Annotated in this window: 16 protein-coding genes and 1 pseudogene; 4 read left to right on the top strand and 13 right to left on the bottom strand. The window is 72.3% G+C overall.

The window, feature by feature from the left end; translation table 11 throughout:
- The first annotated feature begins 131 nt into the window (after positions 1-131).
- Positions 132-527: a MerR family transcriptional regulator gene (locus tag ACH4U8_RS12950; RefSeq protein WP_360322897.1), complete on the top strand. Its 396-nt coding sequence runs from the start codon at positions 132-134 to the stop codon at positions 525-527.
- An 83-nt stretch (positions 528-610) separates the two neighbouring features.
- Here ACH4U8_RS12950 and ACH4U8_RS12945 read toward each other — a convergent pair whose 3' ends face one another.
- Positions 611-1,165, bottom strand: a complete 555-nt coding sequence (locus ACH4U8_RS12945; protein ID WP_395777547.1) for a DUF4303 domain-containing protein — start codon at positions 1,163-1,165, stop codon at positions 611-613.
- A gap of 74 nt (positions 1,166-1,239) precedes the next feature.
- Entirely contained in the window at positions 1,240-2,493 is a 1,254-nt protein-coding gene (locus ACH4U8_RS12940; RefSeq protein ID WP_395777545.1) for a serine hydrolase domain-containing protein, read from the bottom strand.
- A 478-nt stretch (positions 2,494-2,971) separates the two neighbouring features.
- Here ACH4U8_RS12940 and ACH4U8_RS12935 point away from each other — a divergent pair.
- Together ACH4U8_RS12935 and ACH4U8_RS12930 are read left to right on the top strand one after the other, a co-directional pair.
- A pseudogene (locus ACH4U8_RS12935) lies at positions 2,972-3,361 on the top strand (response regulator); the annotation flags it as partial.
- 561 nt (positions 3,362-3,922) lie between these two features.
- Complete coding sequence (locus ACH4U8_RS12930; RefSeq protein ID WP_395777543.1) at positions 3,923-4,480, top strand: hypothetical protein; 558 nt, start codon at positions 3,923-3,925, stop codon at positions 4,478-4,480.
- An 89-nt stretch (positions 4,481-4,569) separates the two neighbouring features.
- On the opposite strand, the gene ACH4U8_RS12925 is transcribed toward ACH4U8_RS12930, so the two are convergent.
- From ACH4U8_RS12925 to ACH4U8_RS12905, 5 genes are all read right to left on the bottom strand, one after another.
- Positions 4,570-5,886 carry an MFS transporter gene (locus ACH4U8_RS12925; RefSeq protein WP_395777541.1) on the bottom strand — a complete coding sequence of 439 codons (1,317 nt, stop codon included), beginning with the start codon at positions 5,884-5,886 and terminating at the stop codon, positions 4,570-4,572.
- A complete protein-coding gene (locus tag ACH4U8_RS12920; RefSeq protein ID WP_395777539.1) occupies positions 5,883-6,422 on the bottom strand; it encodes an ArsR/SmtB family transcription factor in 540 nt (179 codons plus the stop codon). Before ACH4U8_RS12920 ends, ACH4U8_RS12925 begins: the two co-directional genes overlap by 4 nt.
- Positions 6,423-6,602: 180 nt before the next feature.
- Positions 6,603-7,949, bottom strand: a complete 1,347-nt coding sequence (locus ACH4U8_RS12915) for an aldehyde dehydrogenase family protein (protein WP_395777537.1) — start codon at positions 7,947-7,949, stop codon at positions 6,603-6,605.
- Positions 7,946-9,412, bottom strand: coding sequence for a GMC family oxidoreductase (locus tag ACH4U8_RS12910; protein WP_395777535.1), 1,467 nt, complete (start codon positions 9,410-9,412; stop codon positions 7,946-7,948). Before ACH4U8_RS12910 ends, ACH4U8_RS12915 begins: the two co-directional genes overlap by 4 nt.
- Positions 9,413-9,422: 10 nt before the next feature.
- The gene (locus ACH4U8_RS12905) at positions 9,423-10,961 is read right to left on the bottom strand and encodes an APC family permease (protein WP_360322911.1); all 1,539 of its coding nucleotides are present in this window, start codon (positions 10,959-10,961) and stop codon (positions 9,423-9,425) included.
- A gap of 95 nt (positions 10,962-11,056) precedes the next feature.
- Between ACH4U8_RS12905 and ACH4U8_RS12900 the strand changes: the two genes are divergently transcribed.
- Positions 11,057-11,821, top strand: coding sequence for an IclR family transcriptional regulator C-terminal domain-containing protein (locus tag ACH4U8_RS12900; protein WP_360322913.1), 765 nt, complete (start codon positions 11,057-11,059; stop codon positions 11,819-11,821).
- Here the strand turns inward: ACH4U8_RS12900 and ACH4U8_RS12895 are convergent.
- The 6 genes from ACH4U8_RS12895 to ACH4U8_RS12870 form a co-directional block, all read right to left on the bottom strand.
- Positions 11,793-12,542 (bottom strand): IclR family transcriptional regulator, encoded by a 750-nt coding sequence (locus ACH4U8_RS12895; RefSeq protein ID WP_360322915.1) that lies wholly within the window; start codon positions 12,540-12,542, stop codon positions 11,793-11,795. The two genes, ACH4U8_RS12900 and ACH4U8_RS12895, sit on opposite strands and share 29 nt — an antisense overlap.
- Before the next feature lie 319 nt (positions 12,543-12,861).
- Positions 12,862-14,385: an AMP-binding protein gene (locus ACH4U8_RS12890; protein ID WP_395777533.1), complete on the bottom strand. Its 1,524-nt coding sequence runs from the start codon at positions 14,383-14,385 to the stop codon at positions 12,862-12,864.
- Complete coding sequence (locus tag ACH4U8_RS12885; RefSeq protein ID WP_395777531.1) at positions 14,382-15,650, bottom strand: thiolase family protein; 1,269 nt, start codon at positions 15,648-15,650, stop codon at positions 14,382-14,384. The genes ACH4U8_RS12890 and ACH4U8_RS12885 overlap by 4 nt, the downstream gene beginning before the upstream one ends.
- A complete protein-coding gene (locus ACH4U8_RS12880; protein WP_395777530.1) occupies positions 15,647-16,582 on the bottom strand; it encodes a fumarylacetoacetate hydrolase family protein in 936 nt (311 codons plus the stop codon). The genes ACH4U8_RS12885 and ACH4U8_RS12880 overlap by 4 nt, the downstream gene beginning before the upstream one ends.
- Positions 16,583-16,610: 28 nt before the next feature.
- On the bottom strand, positions 16,611-17,402 hold the full coding sequence (locus tag ACH4U8_RS12875) for a cyclase family protein (protein ID WP_395777528.1): 792 nt from the start codon (positions 17,400-17,402) through the stop codon (positions 16,611-16,613).
- Between the two features lie 100 nt (positions 17,403-17,502).
- Complete coding sequence (locus tag ACH4U8_RS12870) at positions 17,503-18,114, bottom strand: TetR/AcrR family transcriptional regulator (RefSeq protein ID WP_395777526.1); 612 nt, start codon at positions 18,112-18,114, stop codon at positions 17,503-17,505.
- Between the last annotated feature and the right edge of the window lie 179 nt (positions 18,115-18,293).

Here is an 18,293-nt window from a genome sequence, read left to right as displayed (position 1 = left end):
GTACTCCTCGTACGGCTCGTACTGCCCGGTACTGGTGGCGGGCCCTGGCGAACGGGCCCGGTAGTACGCTAAAACCTCACATCAATGTGAGAGGCAAGTCGTGTGACCGGGGTCACGGACAGGAGTACGAGATGCGGATCGGCGAACTCGCGGCGCGGACCGGGGCCAGCGTCCGCTCGCTGCGCTACTACGAGGAGCAGGGGCTGCTCACCAGCGTCCGCAGCGCCGGCGGGCAACGGCACTACACCGACCACGAGATCGAGCGCGTCGCCTTCGTCCAGCGCCTGTACGCGGCCGGCCTGTCCAGCCGCACCATCGTCGAACTGCTGCCGTGCGTGGACTCGCCCAGCGACGACCATTCCGCCGCCGCGATGGAGCGCATGCTCCAGGAACGGGACCGACTCTCCGACCACATCGAGGAGTTGCAGCGCACCCGCAACGCGCTCGACGTGCTCATGGCGGCGGCCCGGGCCCAGCACGACACCGGTCGGTCGAACTGCACGGCCGCGGCGACTTCGTTCGCCTGAAGCGCGCGGCCCGCTCCGCCGTCTCGGCCGGGGCCGTCGGGCAACGCCGTCGCACCGCCGGGGCGGGCCCGCCGCGGCGGCGGTTACCGGGGGCTTCGGGGCACGGGCGTGGGTGCGTTCTCCGCGAGGTACGCGGCGGCGGCTGCCCGGGGGTTCAGGGCCAGGGCGCGGGCGGCGTTCTCGGCCTCGTCCCCGGGGACCTCGACGACGGCGACGATGGACAGGCGTCGCCCACCGTCGCCGAACAGCCCTTCCGCGTCGAGGCGGGCCATCGCCGCGACCATCGCGCCCAACCGCAGTTCGAACTCGGCCTCCGCCTCGTCGTCGGGGAGTTCGTAGACCTGCGGTCGGGCGTCGAAGAGACCTCGGATCGGGGCGAGGTGCCGCTCCCCGTAGGTGCAGAACGGCGAGTCCGCGTAGGACCACCGCAACAGGTCGGCCTCGGCCGGGGAACCGCCCGCCGCGGCGGCCAGGGCCTGGGTCGACCAGGCCGAAAGCGACGGGCCGAACGCCTCGCCCGGCGTGACCAGCGCGCAGTAGTAGAAGTCGTGCTCCGGGTATTCCCGGAACAGATCCGAGACGGCGGCACCGGCGGCCCGGTATACGGCTTCGGTGAGGTCCGCCTCGGTCGGTATCACGTCGACTCCCTTGTGCACATGCGCTCCCGGCCGGCGCCGCCCGCAGGGACCCGAGGTCAGGTGGTCGCCGTACCTTATCGCCGGCCGGTGACGGCCTGGATCTCCCGCTCGATGATTTCCTGGAACGGCACGTCGTCGTGGTTGCCGAGGATGACACCGACCCAGCCGGTGTGCGGGTAGATGTTCCAACTGGCGACGCTGCCGGGGTTGACGCCGGCGCGTCCGATCAGCGACTGGCCGTTGACGATGCCGACCGGCAACGTGTAGCCCCCGAACGACGCGTCGGCGGGGGTCGCCCGGCCGGCGAACCCGTTCGTCCGAGGACCGTGCGGGATCTTGGCCCCGGTGAACAACTCGGCATAGGGCCGGTCCAGCACCGTGCCGTCCCCCAGCGCGGTCGCGAACCGGATCAGGTCCGGCGCGGTGGCGAAGCCCCCGTCCCCGGGCGGATCGATGAAGTTGCGGCCCGGATTCCTGCCCAGTTGGTACGGGTCCGGGCTGCCCTTGTCCAGGTTGCGGACGGCGTCCACTCGGCTGCCGTCGGCCTGCCGCATGTACGAGTGCGCGATGTGCTCGTCGGTGAGCCACTGCGGTCTGGTGTAGAACGCCGTGCCGGTCATGCCGCAGCGCCCGAAGACGTGTTCCTGGACGTAGTCCCAGTACGTCGTGCCGCTCACGGCCTCCACGATCATCGCGGGGATGGCGACGTCGGAACCGACATGCTCGGTGGGGGTGCCGGGGGGCGACACCAACTTCGCCTGCCGGGCCCAGCGTTCGCAGTACTCGCGCACCTCGTCGCGGCTCTGGAAGACGCGTTCCAGGTCCTCCTCGGGGGAGTTCAACCCGGAGGTGGCGGAGAGCAGATGGTGAATGGTCACCTGCTCGGCGATCTCCGGGGCGAAGCCCTTCAGGTGGGTGCCCACGGTGTCCCACAACTTCACCTTGCCCCGCTGCACCAGTTGCAGGACGGCCACCGCGCCGAACGGCTTGCCGGCCGAACTGAGGTTGAACGCGGTGCCCTCGTGGTTGCGGATCCCCCTTTCCGTGTCGGCCATTCCGTAGCTGCGCGAGAGCACCGTCCGGCCCCGATGCGACAACATCACCACGCCGGAGAACTTGTCCTCGGCGGCCAGGCTCGCCACGTACCGGTCGTAGGCCCCGCCGGGCCGGGTGTCCGGCGGGATGTCGCGACCGGTCGGGGCCGGGTCGGCGTGGCCGGGTGCGGCGCCCACCAGCGGCGCGCCGATCGCCACCGCGCCGGCGGCGGCCGGCCCGCCCCAGCCGAGCAGCCGTCGCCGGTCGATACCCCGTACGGAATCCGGGTCCATGATCACGGTCCTTCCCGATCCATCGATAACCGTTGCTGCACTGTGCGCCGTGCCGTCTCCACCCAAGTCGGCGACCTGTTGCGGTGACATATGCGTTTTTCGATACGCCGCCGATACCCCGAGCCCCGCGTGGCCGGGCACCTGCGCACGTCGACCGCGAGAGGGTCCCGGCGCCGGTGATCGCGACAGCGGGCCGCTGTGGCGGCCGAGGACGCGTGCTCCGACATCGCACCGTCGGACTCGGGCGTCGGGCGACGAACTCGCGGTGCGGGGCGCGGCGTTGGCGGCCTCGGTGTCGTTGGCGCAAATCCGCCGTCGCGGTGGGTTGTTCGGTTCGGTCCCAGGCGCCGGCGTCCTCGGGAGTCGTGCCGGAGGTGGACGAGGTCACGGTCACCGGGCCGGGAAGTGGCGAGAGGACCACCGACACCGGCCCGGTTTGCATGCGTCGGCGATATGCCGTGCCGCTTAGGGTTCAGGCATACGCGTGCTGATCGTGGAGGACGAGCCCTACCTCGCCGAGGCGATCCGTGACGGCCTGCGAGTGGAGGGGATCGCCGCGGACATCGCCGGCGACGGCGACTCCGCCCTCGAACTGCTCGCCGTCCACTCCTACGACCTCGCGGTCCTCGACCGCGACATCCCCGGCCCCTCCGGCGACGAGATCGCCAGGCACATCGTGGCGTCCGGCAGCGGCATCCCGATCCTCATGGTCACCGCCGCCGACCGGATCGACGACAAGGCCTCCGGGTTCGGGCTCGGCGCCGACGACTACCCGACCAAACCGTTCGAGCTTCGCGAACTCGTCATGCGGCTGCGGGCGCTGGACCGCAGACGCGCGCACGCCCGACCCCCGATCAGCGAGATCGCGTCCGACGCGGAACCGAGCGTGTACGCACCGACGAACACGTCGGCCTCGGACTGGCCATCGTGCACAGCATCGTCCGAGCCCACCACGGCACCGTCGACCTCACCCCCCGCCCCGGCGGCGGCCTCCTCACCACGATCCGCCTTCCCGACACCCTGCGGTCGACATCCCCGGCACGGCCGGTTTCCCGCCCCGCCTCGGTGATGTGTACGAGCTTGTGCCGCCGGTCGCTCTCGTCCTTGGCGAGGTCCACCAGGCTCCGTGGTGTGGGCCATGGCCACGCGCCATCACCCCACGACCGGCCACTACGTCCACCCGCAGGCCCGGGAATCCTGGTAGTGGCGGTGGGGGGTGGGGAGTTCGGTGACGACAAGACGTTTCGCCCCCGCCTCCCGAGGCCCCCGCACTCCGCTTCGTCCTTCCGAGTGAACACCCGTAACCCCATGCGGACCTGCGTCGTTGCAAGATCGCAGTGCCTGCCATGTCCCACTCTCGCTGCCATGGCGGACGGCGCACGCGCCCCGCCGTCCCCACCACGGCCGCGTCCGTCTGCGAGGTCGACCCATGAACCCCACGCAACTCCTCGGCAGGGGACTCGCCTGCCTTCCGGCCGTGTTGGTGCTCACCGCGGCGGGCACCGCAAGTCCCGCCGGGCTCACCGCGCCCGCGCTGCCGGTGCCCGTGGTGCAGGTCTGCACCGGGTTCCAGACCGAGGCGTTCGCGCCGGGGTTGAACGCGACGCCGCGTCAGGTCGCCGGCCGAGGCGAGGGCGAGCTGACCTCGTGTCTGCCGTTCGGCGACTCGCTGCCCGCCTCGGGCCGCGTGACCTCCACGATGTCGGGGGTGATGACCTGCGTCGGGGGTACTCGCACCCGGGAGACGACCATCACCTGGGACGACGGCGGGAGCAGCACTCTCGAGGAATCCGGTGGCGTCGAGAGCCCGGTCGGCGGCAGGCGGGCGGCGGTCTTCAAGGGAAAGATCCTCTCCGGACGCTTCGCCGGCGCCACGACCGTCACCACCCGAACCCTCTCTCCCCTGCCGAAACCTCCGTGCGCAACCGAGACGGGCCTCACCGAAGCCGCCGGCCCCCTGACGGTGGAAATCACCCACCTGCCCTGACCCAACGTCGGTCGTCGGGCCACGCGTTGCATCCCATGGAGGCCGGGCGCCCGTCGCTTCGAGCCGAGACGAGGAACGCCGAGTTGGGGTCAGCCCAGGCTCGACGACGTCGCGGGGGCCTGCACGCTGCCCTCCCGAACGGGACCCCCGGGTTCCGGGCGATCCGGGCCGTCGGCGAGGGCGGCGGCACGCAGCGCCGCTTCGACCCGGCGGTTGCCGGTCATGGATGCCGTGACGGCCGTCATCGTCAGGAGCAGGACGGCGGCGGCGTAGAGCGGGGTGCGGACGTCGTAGGCAGTGGCCAGCCAACCGCCGAGGAGGGCCCCGAACGGGGCGGCGCACATGGCCAGCATCCGGGAGGTGGAGGCGACCCGGCCCATGAGGTGGGCCGGGACGATCGCCTGCCGGAGGGAGGGGCCGAGCACCATCGTGGCGCCCATGCCCGCTCCGCAGACGGCGAGCGCCAGGCCGGCGACGTACGGGTTCGGGGCGGCGGCCAGGCCCAGGATGGCAAGCCCCTCGACGGCGGCGGTGCAGGTCAGTGCCGTGCCGGTGCCGAGTCGTCGGCCGAGCTGGGAGGCGATGCCCGCGCCGAGCAGGCCGCCGGTGGCCTCCGCCGTGAGGAGCAGGCCGAAGCCGTAGGTGTCGATGCCGAGGCGATCGTGCGCGAAGAGGGCGAGGACGGTCTCCACGGCGAGGAAGGCGACGTTCCCGATCGCCGGGCGAAGCGCGAGCCCGAGCAACAACCGGTCCCGGAAGACGTACGAGGCCCCGGCCCGCGCCTGCCGGAGCAGCGACTCGCGGGCCTCCGGCTCGGGCCGGGGCATGGCGGGCAGCGTACGTACGAGCAGTGCGGAGAGCATGAACGACACCGCGTCGGCGAGCAGCGGCAGCGCCCGCCCGAGCGCGAGCAGCGCACTGCCCGCAGGCGGCCCGGCGAAGCCGGACGCGGCGATCTGGGTGCCGCGCAGGCGGGAGTTGGCGCGTTCCAGGAGTGCGGGATCGCGGCGGAGCAGATCGGGCAGATAGGCCGTGGCTGCCGTGTCGAAGAAGAGGCCGCCGACGCCGAGCAGGAAGGCGACGGCCGCGAGCAGTGGAATGCTCAGCACGTCGAGCACGGCCGCCGTCGCCGGGAAGGCGAGCAGCACCGCACGTGCCGTGTCCGCGACCCACATCGTGCGCCGACGGTCCCAGCGGTCCACCAGCGCACCGCCGAGCACCCCGAAGAGCAACCACGGCAGCGTGCCCGCGGCCGTGACGACGGCGAGCGCCATCGGGTCCCGCGTCAACGTCAACGCGAGCAGCGGCAACGCGGCATGCGACACCCCGTCCCCGAGCGAGGACACCGTCTGCGCAGTCCACAGCCGTCCGAACCCGGTCGGCAACTTCCTTGCGTCCGAGGTCACTTGGCGTCCCCCTCGGTCTGCTCGCGCACTGCCGGGTGGAACAGTGCGAAGACGAGTGACGCGTCCGGCAGCGACGGATCGGACAGCTCCCGGTACTCGTCCGCCAGCGCATCCAGCCGCGCCCCCAGCTCCGCGAACTGCTCCTCGGTGAGCCGCAGATGCGCCATCCGCACGTGCCGCTCACCGTCCACCGGCGACGCCTCCAGGTCCGCCACCGCATGCCGCATCAGCACATCCGGCCCTCCCTCGCCCGGATCCGGGAGCACGATCGACCGCGCGGCCATCGCGTAATACCGCTCGGTGACCCCCCGCACCTTCCGCGTGCGCACCACCTTCACCAGGCCGGCCCGCTCCAGCAGCCGCACGTGATAGCTGGAACTCCCCTTCGCGAGGCCGACCCGCGAGGCGATCTGGGTGATCGTCGCCGGCTCGAAGCGGAGCACGGCCATGATCCGGTGACGCGTGAGATTGGAGACGGCGCGCAACTGCTCGTCGGTGGTGACGTGAATCGTCTCGGGGAGATCGTCCGTAGGCATGCGAGTAATGGTCAACACTTCTTGACCATTGCGCAAGGGGTTTCGTTCGGACTTTCCGAATCGGCGCCGACGGGGGCCGGCCGCAGCGCGACCGCCCGCCCGGCGCGCCGCCTCCGTGCCGGAGACGGCCCGCCGGGCGCCGGGGCCCGGGAGTGGCTCGGGCGGCTCGGGTTCCGGGCGTTACGTGGTCCTGCTCATCACGTGCTTGATCCGGGAGTAGGAGTCCAGCGCGTGGATCGACAGGTCCTTGCCGTATCCGGAGTGCTTGAAGCCGCCGTGCGGCATTTCGGTCGCGTACACGCCGTGGCAGTTGATCCACACCGTGCCCGCGTCGATGCGCCGGGCCAGTCGGGCGCCCGTCGCCGCGTCACGGCTCCACACGGATGCCGCCAGGCCGAAGGGCACGTCGTTGGCCAGCCGGATCGCGTCGTCCTCGTCGGTGAACGGCTGGACGGTGAGAACCGGGCCGAAGACTTCGTGCTGCACGATCGCGTCGTCCTGGCGCACCCCGGTCACCACGGTCGGCGGGAAGAAGAAGCCGGGCCCGGGGGTCGGGGTGCCTCCGGTGACCACGGTGGCGTGCTCGGGCAGACCCTCCAGGTAGGCGGCGACCCGGGACAGGTGCGCCCGGCTGTTCAGCGGGCCGACCTCGGTCCGGGCCGCGCGTTCGGCCAGCAGCGCGACCAGTCGATCGTGCACCTCGGCGGCGACCAGTACTCGGCATGCGGCAGTGCAGTCCTGGCCCGCGTTGTAGAAGGCGGCTTCCGCGATGCCCTCGGCCGCCTCGGCCAAGTCGGCGTCGGCGAGCACGATCGCGGGTGCGTCGCCGCCCAGTTCCAGGTGGAGCCGTTTGATGCCGGCGAGACCGGCCGCGGTGGTGACCTCGGCGCCCGCACGGGTGCTTCCGGTGAGGGAGACCAGGGCCGTCAGCGGGTCGACGACCAGGGCCCGGCCGGTGTCGCGATCACCGCAGACCACGTTGACCACGCCGGGCGGCAGCACCTGGTTGCAGATCTCGCCGAGCAGGAGGGTGCTCATGGGGGTGGTTTCCGCGGGCTTGAGCACGACGGTGTTCCCCGCGGCCAGTGCCGGTGCGAGCTTGTCGACCGCCGATCCCAGCGGGTGGTTCCACGGCGTGATCAGCGCGCAGACTCCCACCGGTTCGCGGGCCACCTGCGAGGAGTATCCGCGCACGTACTCCCCGGCCGTCGGCCCCGGGACGCCGCGCGCCGCGCCGGCCATGAAGCGCAGCACGTCCACGGCGGCGGGGATCTCCTCCTCCAGCACCTCCGCGTGGTCCTTGCCCGTGTTGCGGCACTCGGCGGCGGCCAGTTCCGGCGCCTGCTCGACGATCGCGTCGGCCAGGGCCAGGAGCACGTCCTGCCGCTCCCCCGGGGTGACGGACCGCCAGGTCTCGAACGCGATGGCGGCCGCGCGGACCGCGTCGGTCGATTCCGTGGACGACGCGGTGGGCATGCGGTGGTAGACCTCGCCGGTGCGCGGGTCTACAACGTCCTGGTGGGTCACAGGGTCTCCTCGATGAAGGCGGCCACCCGCTCGCCGACCACCGTGGTCGGCAGGGCGGGGGTACTACGGGGGATGTCGGGGAAGATGGAGGCGTCGGCGACATGGAGGCCCTGAAGCCCGTGCACCCTGCCGGTGTGGTCGACGACGGCCGACGGATCGTCGGCCGGCCCCATCCGGCAACTGCCCGCCGGATGCCAGTAGTGCTGGTGCTTCGCCTTGATCCAGTCGTGGATGTCGCCGTCGGGGGTGAGCAGCGCCGGGCCCAGGTAGGGGGACAGGTGCAACTCCCTTGTCCAGTCCAGGCCGTGGGCGAGGGCCTGGACATCCTCCGGCCGGGTCAGGTAGGCGTGGTCGACCCGGGCGAGGGCGTACGGGTCGGCCGAGCGCAGTCGTACCGAGCCCCGGGACCGGGGCCGCAGCAGCGCGACCGGCACGATGCAGCGCCAGCCGTGCTCCGTCGTCGCGTCGCGTTCGGTCCAGGGGTAGACGTGCAGGTCGTAGGGGGCCTCGCCGGCGTAGGGCGAGCGGAGCTTGGCCAGGGCCTGTTCGTCCGGCAACATCCGGGCCCGGGCGAACCGGGCCAGGTCGGCGGCAAGTTCCGCCGATCCGGCGAACTCGAGCTGAATCGACGGATGATCGTGCAGGTTCTCGCCCACTCCCGGGAGGTCGTGCCGCACCTCGACGCCGACCTCGGCGAGGTGGGCGGCCGGACCGATGCCGGAACGCAGCAGTACCTCGGGGCTGCCGTAGGCACCGGCGCCGAGCACCACGAGGTCGGCGCGGATCCGGTGCCGGCGGCCGTCGTGGATGACGTCCACCGCCACCGCCCGGCCGTTGTCCAGCACGATGCGATCGGCCTGCACGCCGCCGATCACGGTGAGGTTGCCCTGTTCGCGAACGGGATCGAGGTAGCCGAAGGCCGTGTTGACGCGCACGCCGTCGGGGGTGATGTTGACCGGTGCGCAGCCGATGCCGAGCCCGCCGGCGAGGTCGTCGAAGTCGTTGCGGACGGGCAGGCCGAGCGCCGCGCCCGCCGCGATGAAGTGTTGCTGGAACGGTTGGATCTCGTCCTGCCGATAGGTCCGCAACCGCATGGCCGCGGCGGCCCGGTCGAAGAACGGTCGCAGGGAGGCCGAGTCCCAGCCGGGGGAGCCGGCCGCTGCCCACGCGTCGTAGTCGCCGGCCCATCCGCTGCTTTGTGTACAGCCGTTGTGGGTCGAGCAGCCCCCGATCGCGCGGCAGCGCTCGAAGGCGTGCCGAGGTCCGCGATAGCCCCAGTCGTGCGAGGTCGGCAGGGTGGTGGCGTCCAGCAGGTCGGCGGGCCAGGCGGCGCGGTCCGGCCCGTAGTCGGGGCCCGCCTCCAGGACGAGCACCCGATGCCGGCGGGCGAGGCGGCCGGCGACGACGCAGCCCGCCGTACCGCCGCCCAGGACGATGATTTCGGCGTGGTCGGGGAACTTCAACGGTGGCTCCTCAGCCGGGGAGGGTGGACGTGGCGGGGGAAGCGGACGAGGGCGCGGCGGCGGCGAGGGTGCGGCGATGGCGCGCGCCGAGGGCGTGGAGGAGGCAACCGAGGCCGACGATGAGCACGATCGGGACGAGTTGCGTGGCGGTGTAGGCCGCTCGGTGCCCCTCGAAGCCGGCGGGCAGGTAGTCGGCCGGGTCGCCCGAGGTGCCGAACCACCCGACGCCCAGTCCCGGCCAGATCAGGGCGACCACGGTGAACGACATCGTGCCGACGGTCAGGGCGGTCGCCGTCCGGGCACCCGCGCGACCGCCGGGGACCCGGTAGGGGCGGTGTACGTCGGGGTACTTGCGGCGCAGCACCAGGAAGGAGGAGAACGTCAGCAGGTAGGAGATCGCGGTTGCCGAGATCGCCAGGCCGATGCCGGCGGTGAAGTACTTCTGCGCGTCGCCGTCGCTGAGGCCGATCGCGGCCAGCATCACCACGGCGGCGATCGCGGTGGACAGCAGATTGACCCGCGTCGGAGTGCCGCGTCGGGCGGAGATCGTGCCCAGCCACTGCGGTCCGGCGCCGTCCGCGCAGGCCACCGCCTGGGCCCGGCTCAGGCCCATGGCCCACGCGGTGCCACTGGTGAGCAGGCCGACGATCAGGCCGGCCGCCGCCACTTTGGCGAGTGCGGCGCCGGCGCCGGTGAGTACGACGGTGCCGTCGTCGGCGACGTGACCGCCGTACACGGTGAAGACCGCACGGCAGGCGTCGATGAATCCGGTCAGCGAGCCGAGTTGGTCGCGGGGCAGCACCAGCAGGGTGCCCAGGATCGGGACGCCGTACAGCACGAGGGAGAGCAGGCCGCCGCGCAACAGCGCCGCGGGTACGTCCCGTTTGGGGTCGGCCATCTCGCCGGCGGCCGCGCTGGGCACCTCGAAACCCATGTAGTTGAAGGCGATGACCGGGGCGAGCGCGACCAGACCCAGATAGGTGGGGGTGTAGTCGCCGGGCGACAGCGGCTGCACGCCGTTGCGCAGCGCGAAGACGGTCAGTGAGACGACGAAGAAGCCCAGGAGCACGATCCGGGCGACCGCTCCGGCCACCAGGACCCAGCGGCCGACCACGACGGACGCGTGCACGGCGAGACCGGCCGCCCCGACGAAGAGCGCGCCGGCCAGGTACTGCCAGGCGCCCGGCAGCGGGTGGAAGAAGCTCTCGAACGTGGCGATCGCCGTCACGCACAGCGAGCCGCCGATCCAGACCGGGTTGGAGATCCAGTAGAAGACCTGGTTGAGGCCGGCGGTGAAGCGGCCGAAGGCCAGTTTGGTCCAGACGTAGGGTCCGCCCTCGTCCGGGAAGGCGGACCCGAGTTCGGCGATCAGGAGTCCGTAGGGCGCGAAGAACAGCAGCCCGAGCACGGCCAGCCAGGTCAGTCCCTCGGGGCCGTTCGCGGCCACCGAGCCCAGGGTGTCCAGGCCGACGATCGCGCACAACAGCATGGCCAGCACGTGGAAGCGCCGCAGCACGCGGCGGGATTGGGGTGGGTCGGCCGTCGTCATGCGGCCTCCTTCGTGGTGGGGTGCCGCAATCATGGAGAGTCGCGTTCACAATCGTCAATGACTCATGCGTAAATTGATCGCGCTAGGGTGGTGCGGTGACCACGACCTTCGACAAGGGCCTCGCCCTCCTGCACGCGGTCCTCGCCGCGGAACTGGGCTCGGCCGGCTACCCGGGCAATGTCCGACTCGCCGAACTGATCGGCGTCGACGCGGCCCAGGCGTCCCGCATGCTCAAGGACCTGGCCGCGCTGGACCTCGTCGAGCGCGACGAGCAAGGACGCGGCTGGCGCATCGGCCCCGCCTTCTTCGCACTGGCCGAGGCGGCGGCCGACCGACCCCTGCTGGTCGCCGCCCGACCGCCGCTGCGGGGTCTGGTGGCGCGCTGGCACGAGCCGGCCTGGCTCTCGGTGCCGTCCCAGGGCATGGTGCTCACGGTGGAGAGCCAGCTCAGCCACTGGTCGTCGTACGTTGCGGCGGCGCCCGGGGCCCTGACGCCGATCTGGTGCACCGGGCCGGGGCGGGCGTTGTTGCTCGATCACTCCGAGCAGGAACTCGCCGCGTTGCTCGGTGGCGTCGAATTCGTCGGCGGCGGCCCGCGGGCGGCCCGCGACATCGCCACGCTGGCCGGCTACAACGCGACCGCCCGGGCGGCGGGAGTGGTGATCGCGGACCGCGAATTCGAGCACGACGTGGTGGACTTCTCGGCCGCCGTACGGGACGAGTCCGACACGATCGTGGCCGCGCTGAGTCTCGCCGTGCCGCGCTTCAGGCTGGCCGGCCGGTCCGCCGAGATCGCGGCATCGGTGCGCGCGGCGGCCGCCGCGCTGGAGGTCAGGGCTGCGGCCGGCCGAGCAGCGTAGAGAGCCGATCGGCCAGATCCCGGATCACCGCGCCGTGCCGTTCCGCCAGCGGGGCCAGCCGGGCCGAGGGTCCCTCGGTGTGCAGCGCGCAGACGACCTCGCCGGAGAAGTCCCGCACCGGGGCGGCGACGGCGAACACGCCCGGCTCCGACTCCCCGTCCACGACCGCGTAGCCACGCTCGCGGGCCGCGATCAACCGTGCCTCGAACTCGGCCACTCCGCTCGGCGCCGCGGGTCCGTGGGCGATGAACTCGGTGTCGGCGAACACGATCTCCAGTTCCTCGCGGCTGCAGTCCCACAGCAGCGCCTGACCCGCGTCGTCGCAGTACAGCGGATACGAACGGCCCACCCACGACAGGCCCGAGGGCACCTCCTCCAGGAAGGCCACCGAGCCGTCCCCGCGCACCTCGGCCAGGAACGCACTCGCCCCGGTCGCCGCCACCGCCTCACGCAGGATCGCCGGCCCCTCGGCGCGCAGCCGCGCCCCGACCGCGCGGGTCGCCTGGCTGTAGAGCTGCCAACTCAGCGCATAGGCAAGCGTGTCGGGATCCCGAGTGAGCACACTCGCCGCCTCCAGGCTGTGCAGCGTGCGGGACACCTGGACCCGGTTGCGTCCCAACCGCTCGGCGATCTCCGTCGACGTCGCCGGACCCCCGCCGGCGGCCACGGCAAGCAGCACGTCCAGCCCACGGCCCAGACTCCTGACGGCTCCGGTATTCACCCGGCGATGATATCGACACCCGGGCAGCCCCATCCGGACCCTCGACATCGACCTCGGCGAGAGCCACCGGGCACCGACCACGCGGCGCGCCGGCCGCCGGTGTGGCCGGACACCGGCAGGGCCGGACCGGCGACCGGTGGCGGATCCAAGCGATCCGCACCGACATGCCGGCCGCGGCACGCACTTCGACCGTCCCACCGCGTCCGTCGCCGGGCCGCTCGGGTGTGCGCGGTCGGGACGACCCGGGCCGGGAAGGCGTACGTGTCTCGAGCGCGCCGCGTGGACGTGGTCCTGTCGGGCGGGTGTCGCGCCCTGCGGTTCACTGCGCCCGCAGTGCCTTCTTGTCGACCTTGCCGAGAGCGGTGAGCGGCAGTGTCTCGCGCAGGCTGATGTGTTTGGGCGTCCAGACGCCGCCCTTGGCCCGGCGTACGTGGTCGGCGAGTTCGCCGGCGGAGACGTCGTGGCCGGGATGCAGCACGACGGCGGCGGCGACCGCCTCGCCCCAGTGCGGGTCGGGTTCTCCGTAGACGGCGCAGTACGCGACGGCCGGGTGCTCGGCGAGGACGTCCTCGACCTCGCGCGGGTAGACGTTGAATCCGCCGGTGATGATCACGTCCTTGAGGCGATCGACGATGGTCAGCCGGCCCGACGGGTCGGCTCGGGCGATGTCGCCGGTGTGCAGCCACCCGTCGCGAAGCGCCGCGCGCGTCTGGTCGGGTTTGTTCCAGTAGCCGTCCATGACCAGCGGGCCGCGTACGCAGATCTCGCCCGGTTCGCCGGCCGCGACCGGGTGGCCGTCGGGGTCGAGCAGCACGATCTCGGTTCCCGGGATGGGGCGTCCGCACGAGGCCAGGACGGCGAGGTCGTCGTCGCGATGCTCGTCGGGGTCGAGCACGGTCAGCGCGTTGGGCGCCTCGGCCTGGCCGTAGTGCTGGCTGAGGATCGGCCCGAACCGGTCCCGGGCCTGGAGCAATCGGGTCGGGCTGGTGGGCGCGGCGCCGTAGAGGATCCAGGCCAGGGCGGACAGGTCGGCGGTCCGGGTACGCGGGTGGTCGAGGAGCGTGTAGAGCATGGTGGGCACCACGAACGTGGTGTTGACGCCCTCGTGCTCGATGGCGTCCAGGACGCGGTCCGGGTCGAACCCGGGATGGATCACGAAGGTCGCGCCGCGCAGCAGTCCGGGGGCGATCAGCAGGCCGGCGGCGTGCGACATGGGCGTGGTGACGAGGAAGGTGGTGCGCTCGGGCCAGGCCCACGTGGTACCGGCCCAGGCGTTGGCGGTGAGGGAACGGTCGCCGAGGACGACGCCTTTGGGTTCGCCGGTGGTGCCGCCGGTGTAGAAGAGGTAGCGGGCGGGTCCGCGTGGGTCTCGGGGTGTGGGGACGATGTGCTCGGCCAGGTCGGCGAGTTCGGACAGGGTCAGGACCCTGGTGCCGGCGCTCGCCGCGGCGGCGCGGTCGGCGAATCGGGTGTCGTCGACGACGAGCAGGTCGGCGCCGCTGTCGCGGAGCACGTACGCGTCGTTCTCGCTGCTGCCGAGCGGGTGCAGCGCGGTGAACCGGACGCCCGCCAGGCACGCGGCGACCATGACGGTGAACGCCTCGGGTCGGGGTCCGGTGAGCAGGGCCACCGCGCGGTCGGGGGCCGGCCCGTGCCGCCCCAGTACGGCGGCGACGCGTTCGATGCGGTCGGCGGTGGCACGGTAGGTGAGCGTGTGCCGCCGACCGTCCTCGTGCCACCGGAACGCCTCGCGGTCGGGGTGGCGACGCAGCGCGGACAGCACCAGTCGGGCATAGCCGGCGTCGTGGTGCACGGCGTCGAAGCCGTCGGGTGTGCTGGTCATCGGGTGCCTCCCAGGATGGTGACGGCGGCGACGGCTTCCTCGATGCCGTACAATCCGCCGCCGTTCTCCGCGACGGCGATCCGGGCGCGGGGGACCTGGCGGGGGCCGGCCTCGCCGCGCAGTTGGGTGACCAGTTCGAAGATCTGCGCGAGGCCGGTGGCCGATACCGGGTGTCCGCGCGATTCCAGGCCGCCGGACGGGTTGATCGGCAGGTGGCCGCCGAGCGCGCCGGCGCCGGACGACGACCAGGGGCCGCCGGCGCCGATGGCGCAGAAGCCGAGGTTCTCGACTTGTTGGATCTCGCCGAACGCGGTGGCGTCGTGGACTTCGGCGACGTCGACGTCCCGGGGTCCCAGGCCCGCCTGTTCGTATGCGGCGAGGGCGGCGCGGCGGCCGATGTGCTGCTCGACCAGGTCGGCGGCGCGGTCGCTCCCGGAGACGAGGGCACTGGCCAGGACGCGGACGGCTCGCGCGTTGCCGCTGGTCCGGGCCCGCGCGGCGGCGGCGCGCGTCACCACGACGGCGGCTGCCCCGTCGCTGACGGGCGAGCACATCGGCACGGTGAGCGGCCGGGCCACCTCGCGTGCGGCGAGGACCTGGTCGACGGTGAAGGACTTGCGGAACTGCGCGCGGGGGTTGTGCACGGAGTGCGCGTGGTTCTTGGCGGCGACGGCGGCCAACTGTTCGCGGGTGGTGCCGAAGCGGCGCATGTGGGCGCGGGCCAGGGAGGCGTAGATGTCCATGAACACCGACCGCTCGCCGGCGCCGGGGGCCGCTTCGGTGCCCGACGGCGTGTCCTCCGGGGCCAGGGCGCGCAGTCCGGCGAGCGTCTCCTCGCGGCGGTGCACGTCCAAGGCGCCGTCGAAGACGGCCAGTCCGCGTGCCGCGTCGGCGCACACCAGTTTGTCGACGCCGACGGCCAGGGCCGTGTCGGACATGCCGGCGCGTACGTGCGCGATGGCCAGCCACAGGGCGGTGGCCCCGCCGGCGCAGGCGTTCTCGACGTTGATCACCGGGGCCCGGTCCAGGCCCAGCGGGCGCAGGGCCACCTGGCCGGGGATCATGTGTTGTCCCTCGAGTGCCTTCTGGCTGACGTTGGCGTAGAAGACGGCGCCGATCTCGTGGCGGGCGACACCCGCGTCGCCCAGTGCGTCGGTGACGGCCGATCCGGCGAGTTCGGCGGCGGTGCGGTCGACGTGCCGACCGAACGGGGTGCAGCCGACGCCGGTGATCAGCACGTCGTCGGTGCCTGCGGACGCGGTCACGCGGTCACCACCGTGTTGCGCAGGACGCCGATGTCGGAGACCTCCAGTTCGACGGTGTCGCCGGGTTCCAGGAATCGGCCGTGTTCGATCCCGCAGCCGGTGGGCACCGTTCCCGAGCACAACACCTCCCCCGGGTACAGCCGGGTGGAGGTGGAGGCGAACGCGATCATGTCGGCGAAGGTGTGATCCATGTCGGCGCTGGTGCCCCGGCTGACCTCGGTGCCGTTGATCCGGGCCACCATGGACAGCCGGTAGGGGTCGGTCAGTTCGTCGGCGGTGACGATCCAGGGGCCGAGCACGTTCGCGTCGGTGAAGTCCTTGGATTTGCTCAGGCCCAGTCCGGTGGCCATCTCCTCGCGTTGGGTGTCGCGCGCGGTGAAGTCGTTGAAGATGGTGTAGCCGAAGATGTGTTCGGCGGCCCGCTCGCGGGGGATGTCCGTGCCGCCGCGACCCAGGACGCAGGCGAACTCCAGTTCGTAGTCGCGCACCGTCGAATACGCGGGCCAGCGCACCTCGTTCTCGTGGCCGGCGATCGCGAGGCGGTTGGCGATGTAGTACAGCGGGCGCTCCTGTTGCACCCGGGACAGTTCGACGCTGTGTACGGGCACGCCCTCGATCCGGGCTCGGGCGTTGCGGAAGTGGTCCATGAAGCCGCCGAAGTCGCGGATCTGCGGCGGGTTCGGCAGCGGCGAGCGCCAGCGAACGTGTGCCATGTCGACGACGGCCGCCTCGGGCGGGTCGGCGAGGACGCGGTCGATGGCCTCCCGGGCGCGGTCGCCGCCCTCGATGACGTCCAGGACCGAACGCAGCAACGGCGCGGCGTTTGCGGGCAGGACGTAGCCGGCGCGGTCCAGGAGGACGAGGCGTTGTCCGTCCTCCAGCACCACGGCCGCGTGGTCGGTCGCGTCGTAGGCGACGGTGGCGAGTTTCACGATGGGCCTCCTGGCGAAAGGGTCGGGGTCACACGAACGCGACGACGCGGGCGGGGGCGGCACTGGCCCGAGCCAGCTTCAGCGGGAAGAACGCCACCTTGAATCGGGCCGAGGGAAGGGCGGCCAGATTGGTGAGTTGCTGGACGATGAAGACCTCGCGTTCGCGGCCGGCCCGGTGCCCGTCCCACAGCACCGCGTTGTCGCCGCTCTCGCGGAAGGCGTGCGCCATCACGCCGAACGGCAGGTCCCAGCCGGCGGCGTCCGACCCGAGGACCTTGGCGCCCAGGTCGGCCAGGAACAGGGTTCCCTCGCGGCTCATCCCCGGATAGCGGAAGAACTCCGGGTCGCCCGGCCCGAAGCCCTCCTGGCCGGTGCGCAACAGCACCGCTCCGCCCGGGGGCACCTCGGCGCCGGTGTCCTCGACGGCCGCGCGCAGCGCCGCGACCGGGATCGCGGTGTTCGGCCGGCAGCGGTCGCGCAGGTCGAGCACGATCGCCTCGCACCACAGTTCGTCCAGGGCGATGTCGGTGATGGTGCGCGCGGGGCGACCCTCGCACGTCGAGCCGTAGTGCAGCGGCGCGTCGACGTGCGTGCCCAGGTGGGAGCTGAAGTCGGCGAGGGTTTCCGAGCCCCATCCCTCGCCGTCCGGCAGGTCCTCGATCCGGCACCCCATGGCCCGGGCGAATTCCTGCCGGCCGTCACCGGCCGGGTGCGCGTACGTCACCTCCGGCGCCACCACCCCCGCCAGCGCGCGCAGTTCCTCCGGTAGCCGGTCGCGGTCGGCCGGATCCAGCGTTCTGGTGAGATCGATCAACTGCATGGCGACGACACCTGCCTTTCGTTGGACACCCAACATAAACTTGGACGATCAACACAGCAAGTGTCGGCCGGCAGGTGATCGACGGGGCGATCCGGTTCGGTCAGCCCCGAGGCGCGGCTCCGCCCGGGGCGGTGGGCAGCGCCCGGGAGTAGATCGTCTCCACCGCCCGGACCGCCTCGGCCCGATCGACCGCCGCGGGATCCAGCCGATGCTGGAGGTTGATGCCCAGGCTCGTACCGAGCATCGCCACCGCCACCGCATCGGGGTCCAGGCCGTCCGTGACCGAGGGGGTCACCTCGCGCAGATAGTCCGCGTACATCCGGCGCAGCGCGACATACTGCCCGGCATACGCCCGTCCCACCGCGGACTCCCGACTCACCGCGTCCAGCAGCAACGTGGCGTAGATCCGGGCCTCGGGCCGCGACATCAACGCGAAGTTGGCCGCGGTCAGCGCCGCCGCGCCGGGCGGCCCCTCGGCGAGTCGGGCCTCGAGGAACTCGGTACCGCGGCGGAACGCCTCCTCCACCACGGCCACCAACAGGCCGTCCTTCGACCCGAAATGCCAGGCCACCGAGCCCCGACTGATCCCCGACCCGTTCGCCACCGCCTGGATCGACATGGCCGCGGCCCCGCCGTCCGCGACGAGCTCGAACGCGGCCTCCACCAGACGCCTGCGCGTCTCCTCCGAGATCTCCTGCTGACGCCTTGCCATCCCCGACTCCTCGTCGTGCCGATCCGTTCCGCCCGCGGACGACCCCGTGGGCCCACGCAACGGACAGGCGTCCGCGAACCGGACGCATGTCCAACCCTACGAAGTCACGGGCCGCCGTCGATGCGCGCTCCCCACGCGTCCCACCCGAAGCCGGGCCGGGCCATTGTCGGCGCCCACGC

The organism is Embleya sp. NPDC020886 (assembly GCF_044333915.1).
GTDB lineage: Bacteria > Actinomycetota > Actinomycetes > Streptomycetales > Streptomycetaceae > Embleya.
Note: the sequence above shows the minus strand (reverse complement) of the source record. Positions and strands in the feature narration are given on the sequence as shown.

Excerpts from the sequence above, each read along its gene's own strand:
- ACH4U8_RS12950 (WP_360322897.1), top strand. The coding sequence starts at position 132 with ATGCGGATCGGCGAACTCGCGGCGCGGACCGGGGCCAGCGTCCGCTCG.
- ACH4U8_RS12905 (WP_360322911.1), bottom strand. The coding sequence starts at position 10,961 with ATGACGACGGCCGACCCACCCCAATCCCGCCGCGTGCTGCGGCGCTTC.
- ACH4U8_RS12870 (WP_395777526.1), bottom strand. The coding sequence starts at position 18,114 with ATGGCAAGGCGTCAGCAGGAGATCTCGGAGGAGACGCGCAGGCGTCTG.
- ACH4U8_RS12890 (WP_395777533.1), bottom strand. The coding sequence starts at position 14,385 with ATGACCAGCACACCCGACGGCTTCGACGCCGTGCACCACGACGCCGGC.
- ACH4U8_RS12875 (WP_395777528.1), bottom strand. The coding sequence starts at position 17,402 with ATGCAGTTGATCGATCTCACCAGAACGCTGGATCCGGCCGACCGCGAC.
- ACH4U8_RS12920 (WP_395777539.1), bottom strand. The coding sequence starts at position 6,422 with ATGCCTACGGACGATCTCCCCGAGACGATTCACGTCACCACCGACGAG.
- ACH4U8_RS12930 (WP_395777543.1), top strand. The coding sequence starts at position 3,923 with ATGAACCCCACGCAACTCCTCGGCAGGGGACTCGCCTGCCTTCCGGCC.
- ACH4U8_RS12940 (WP_395777545.1), bottom strand. The coding sequence starts at position 2,493 with ATGGACCCGGATTCCGTACGGGGTATCGACCGGCGACGGCTGCTCGGC.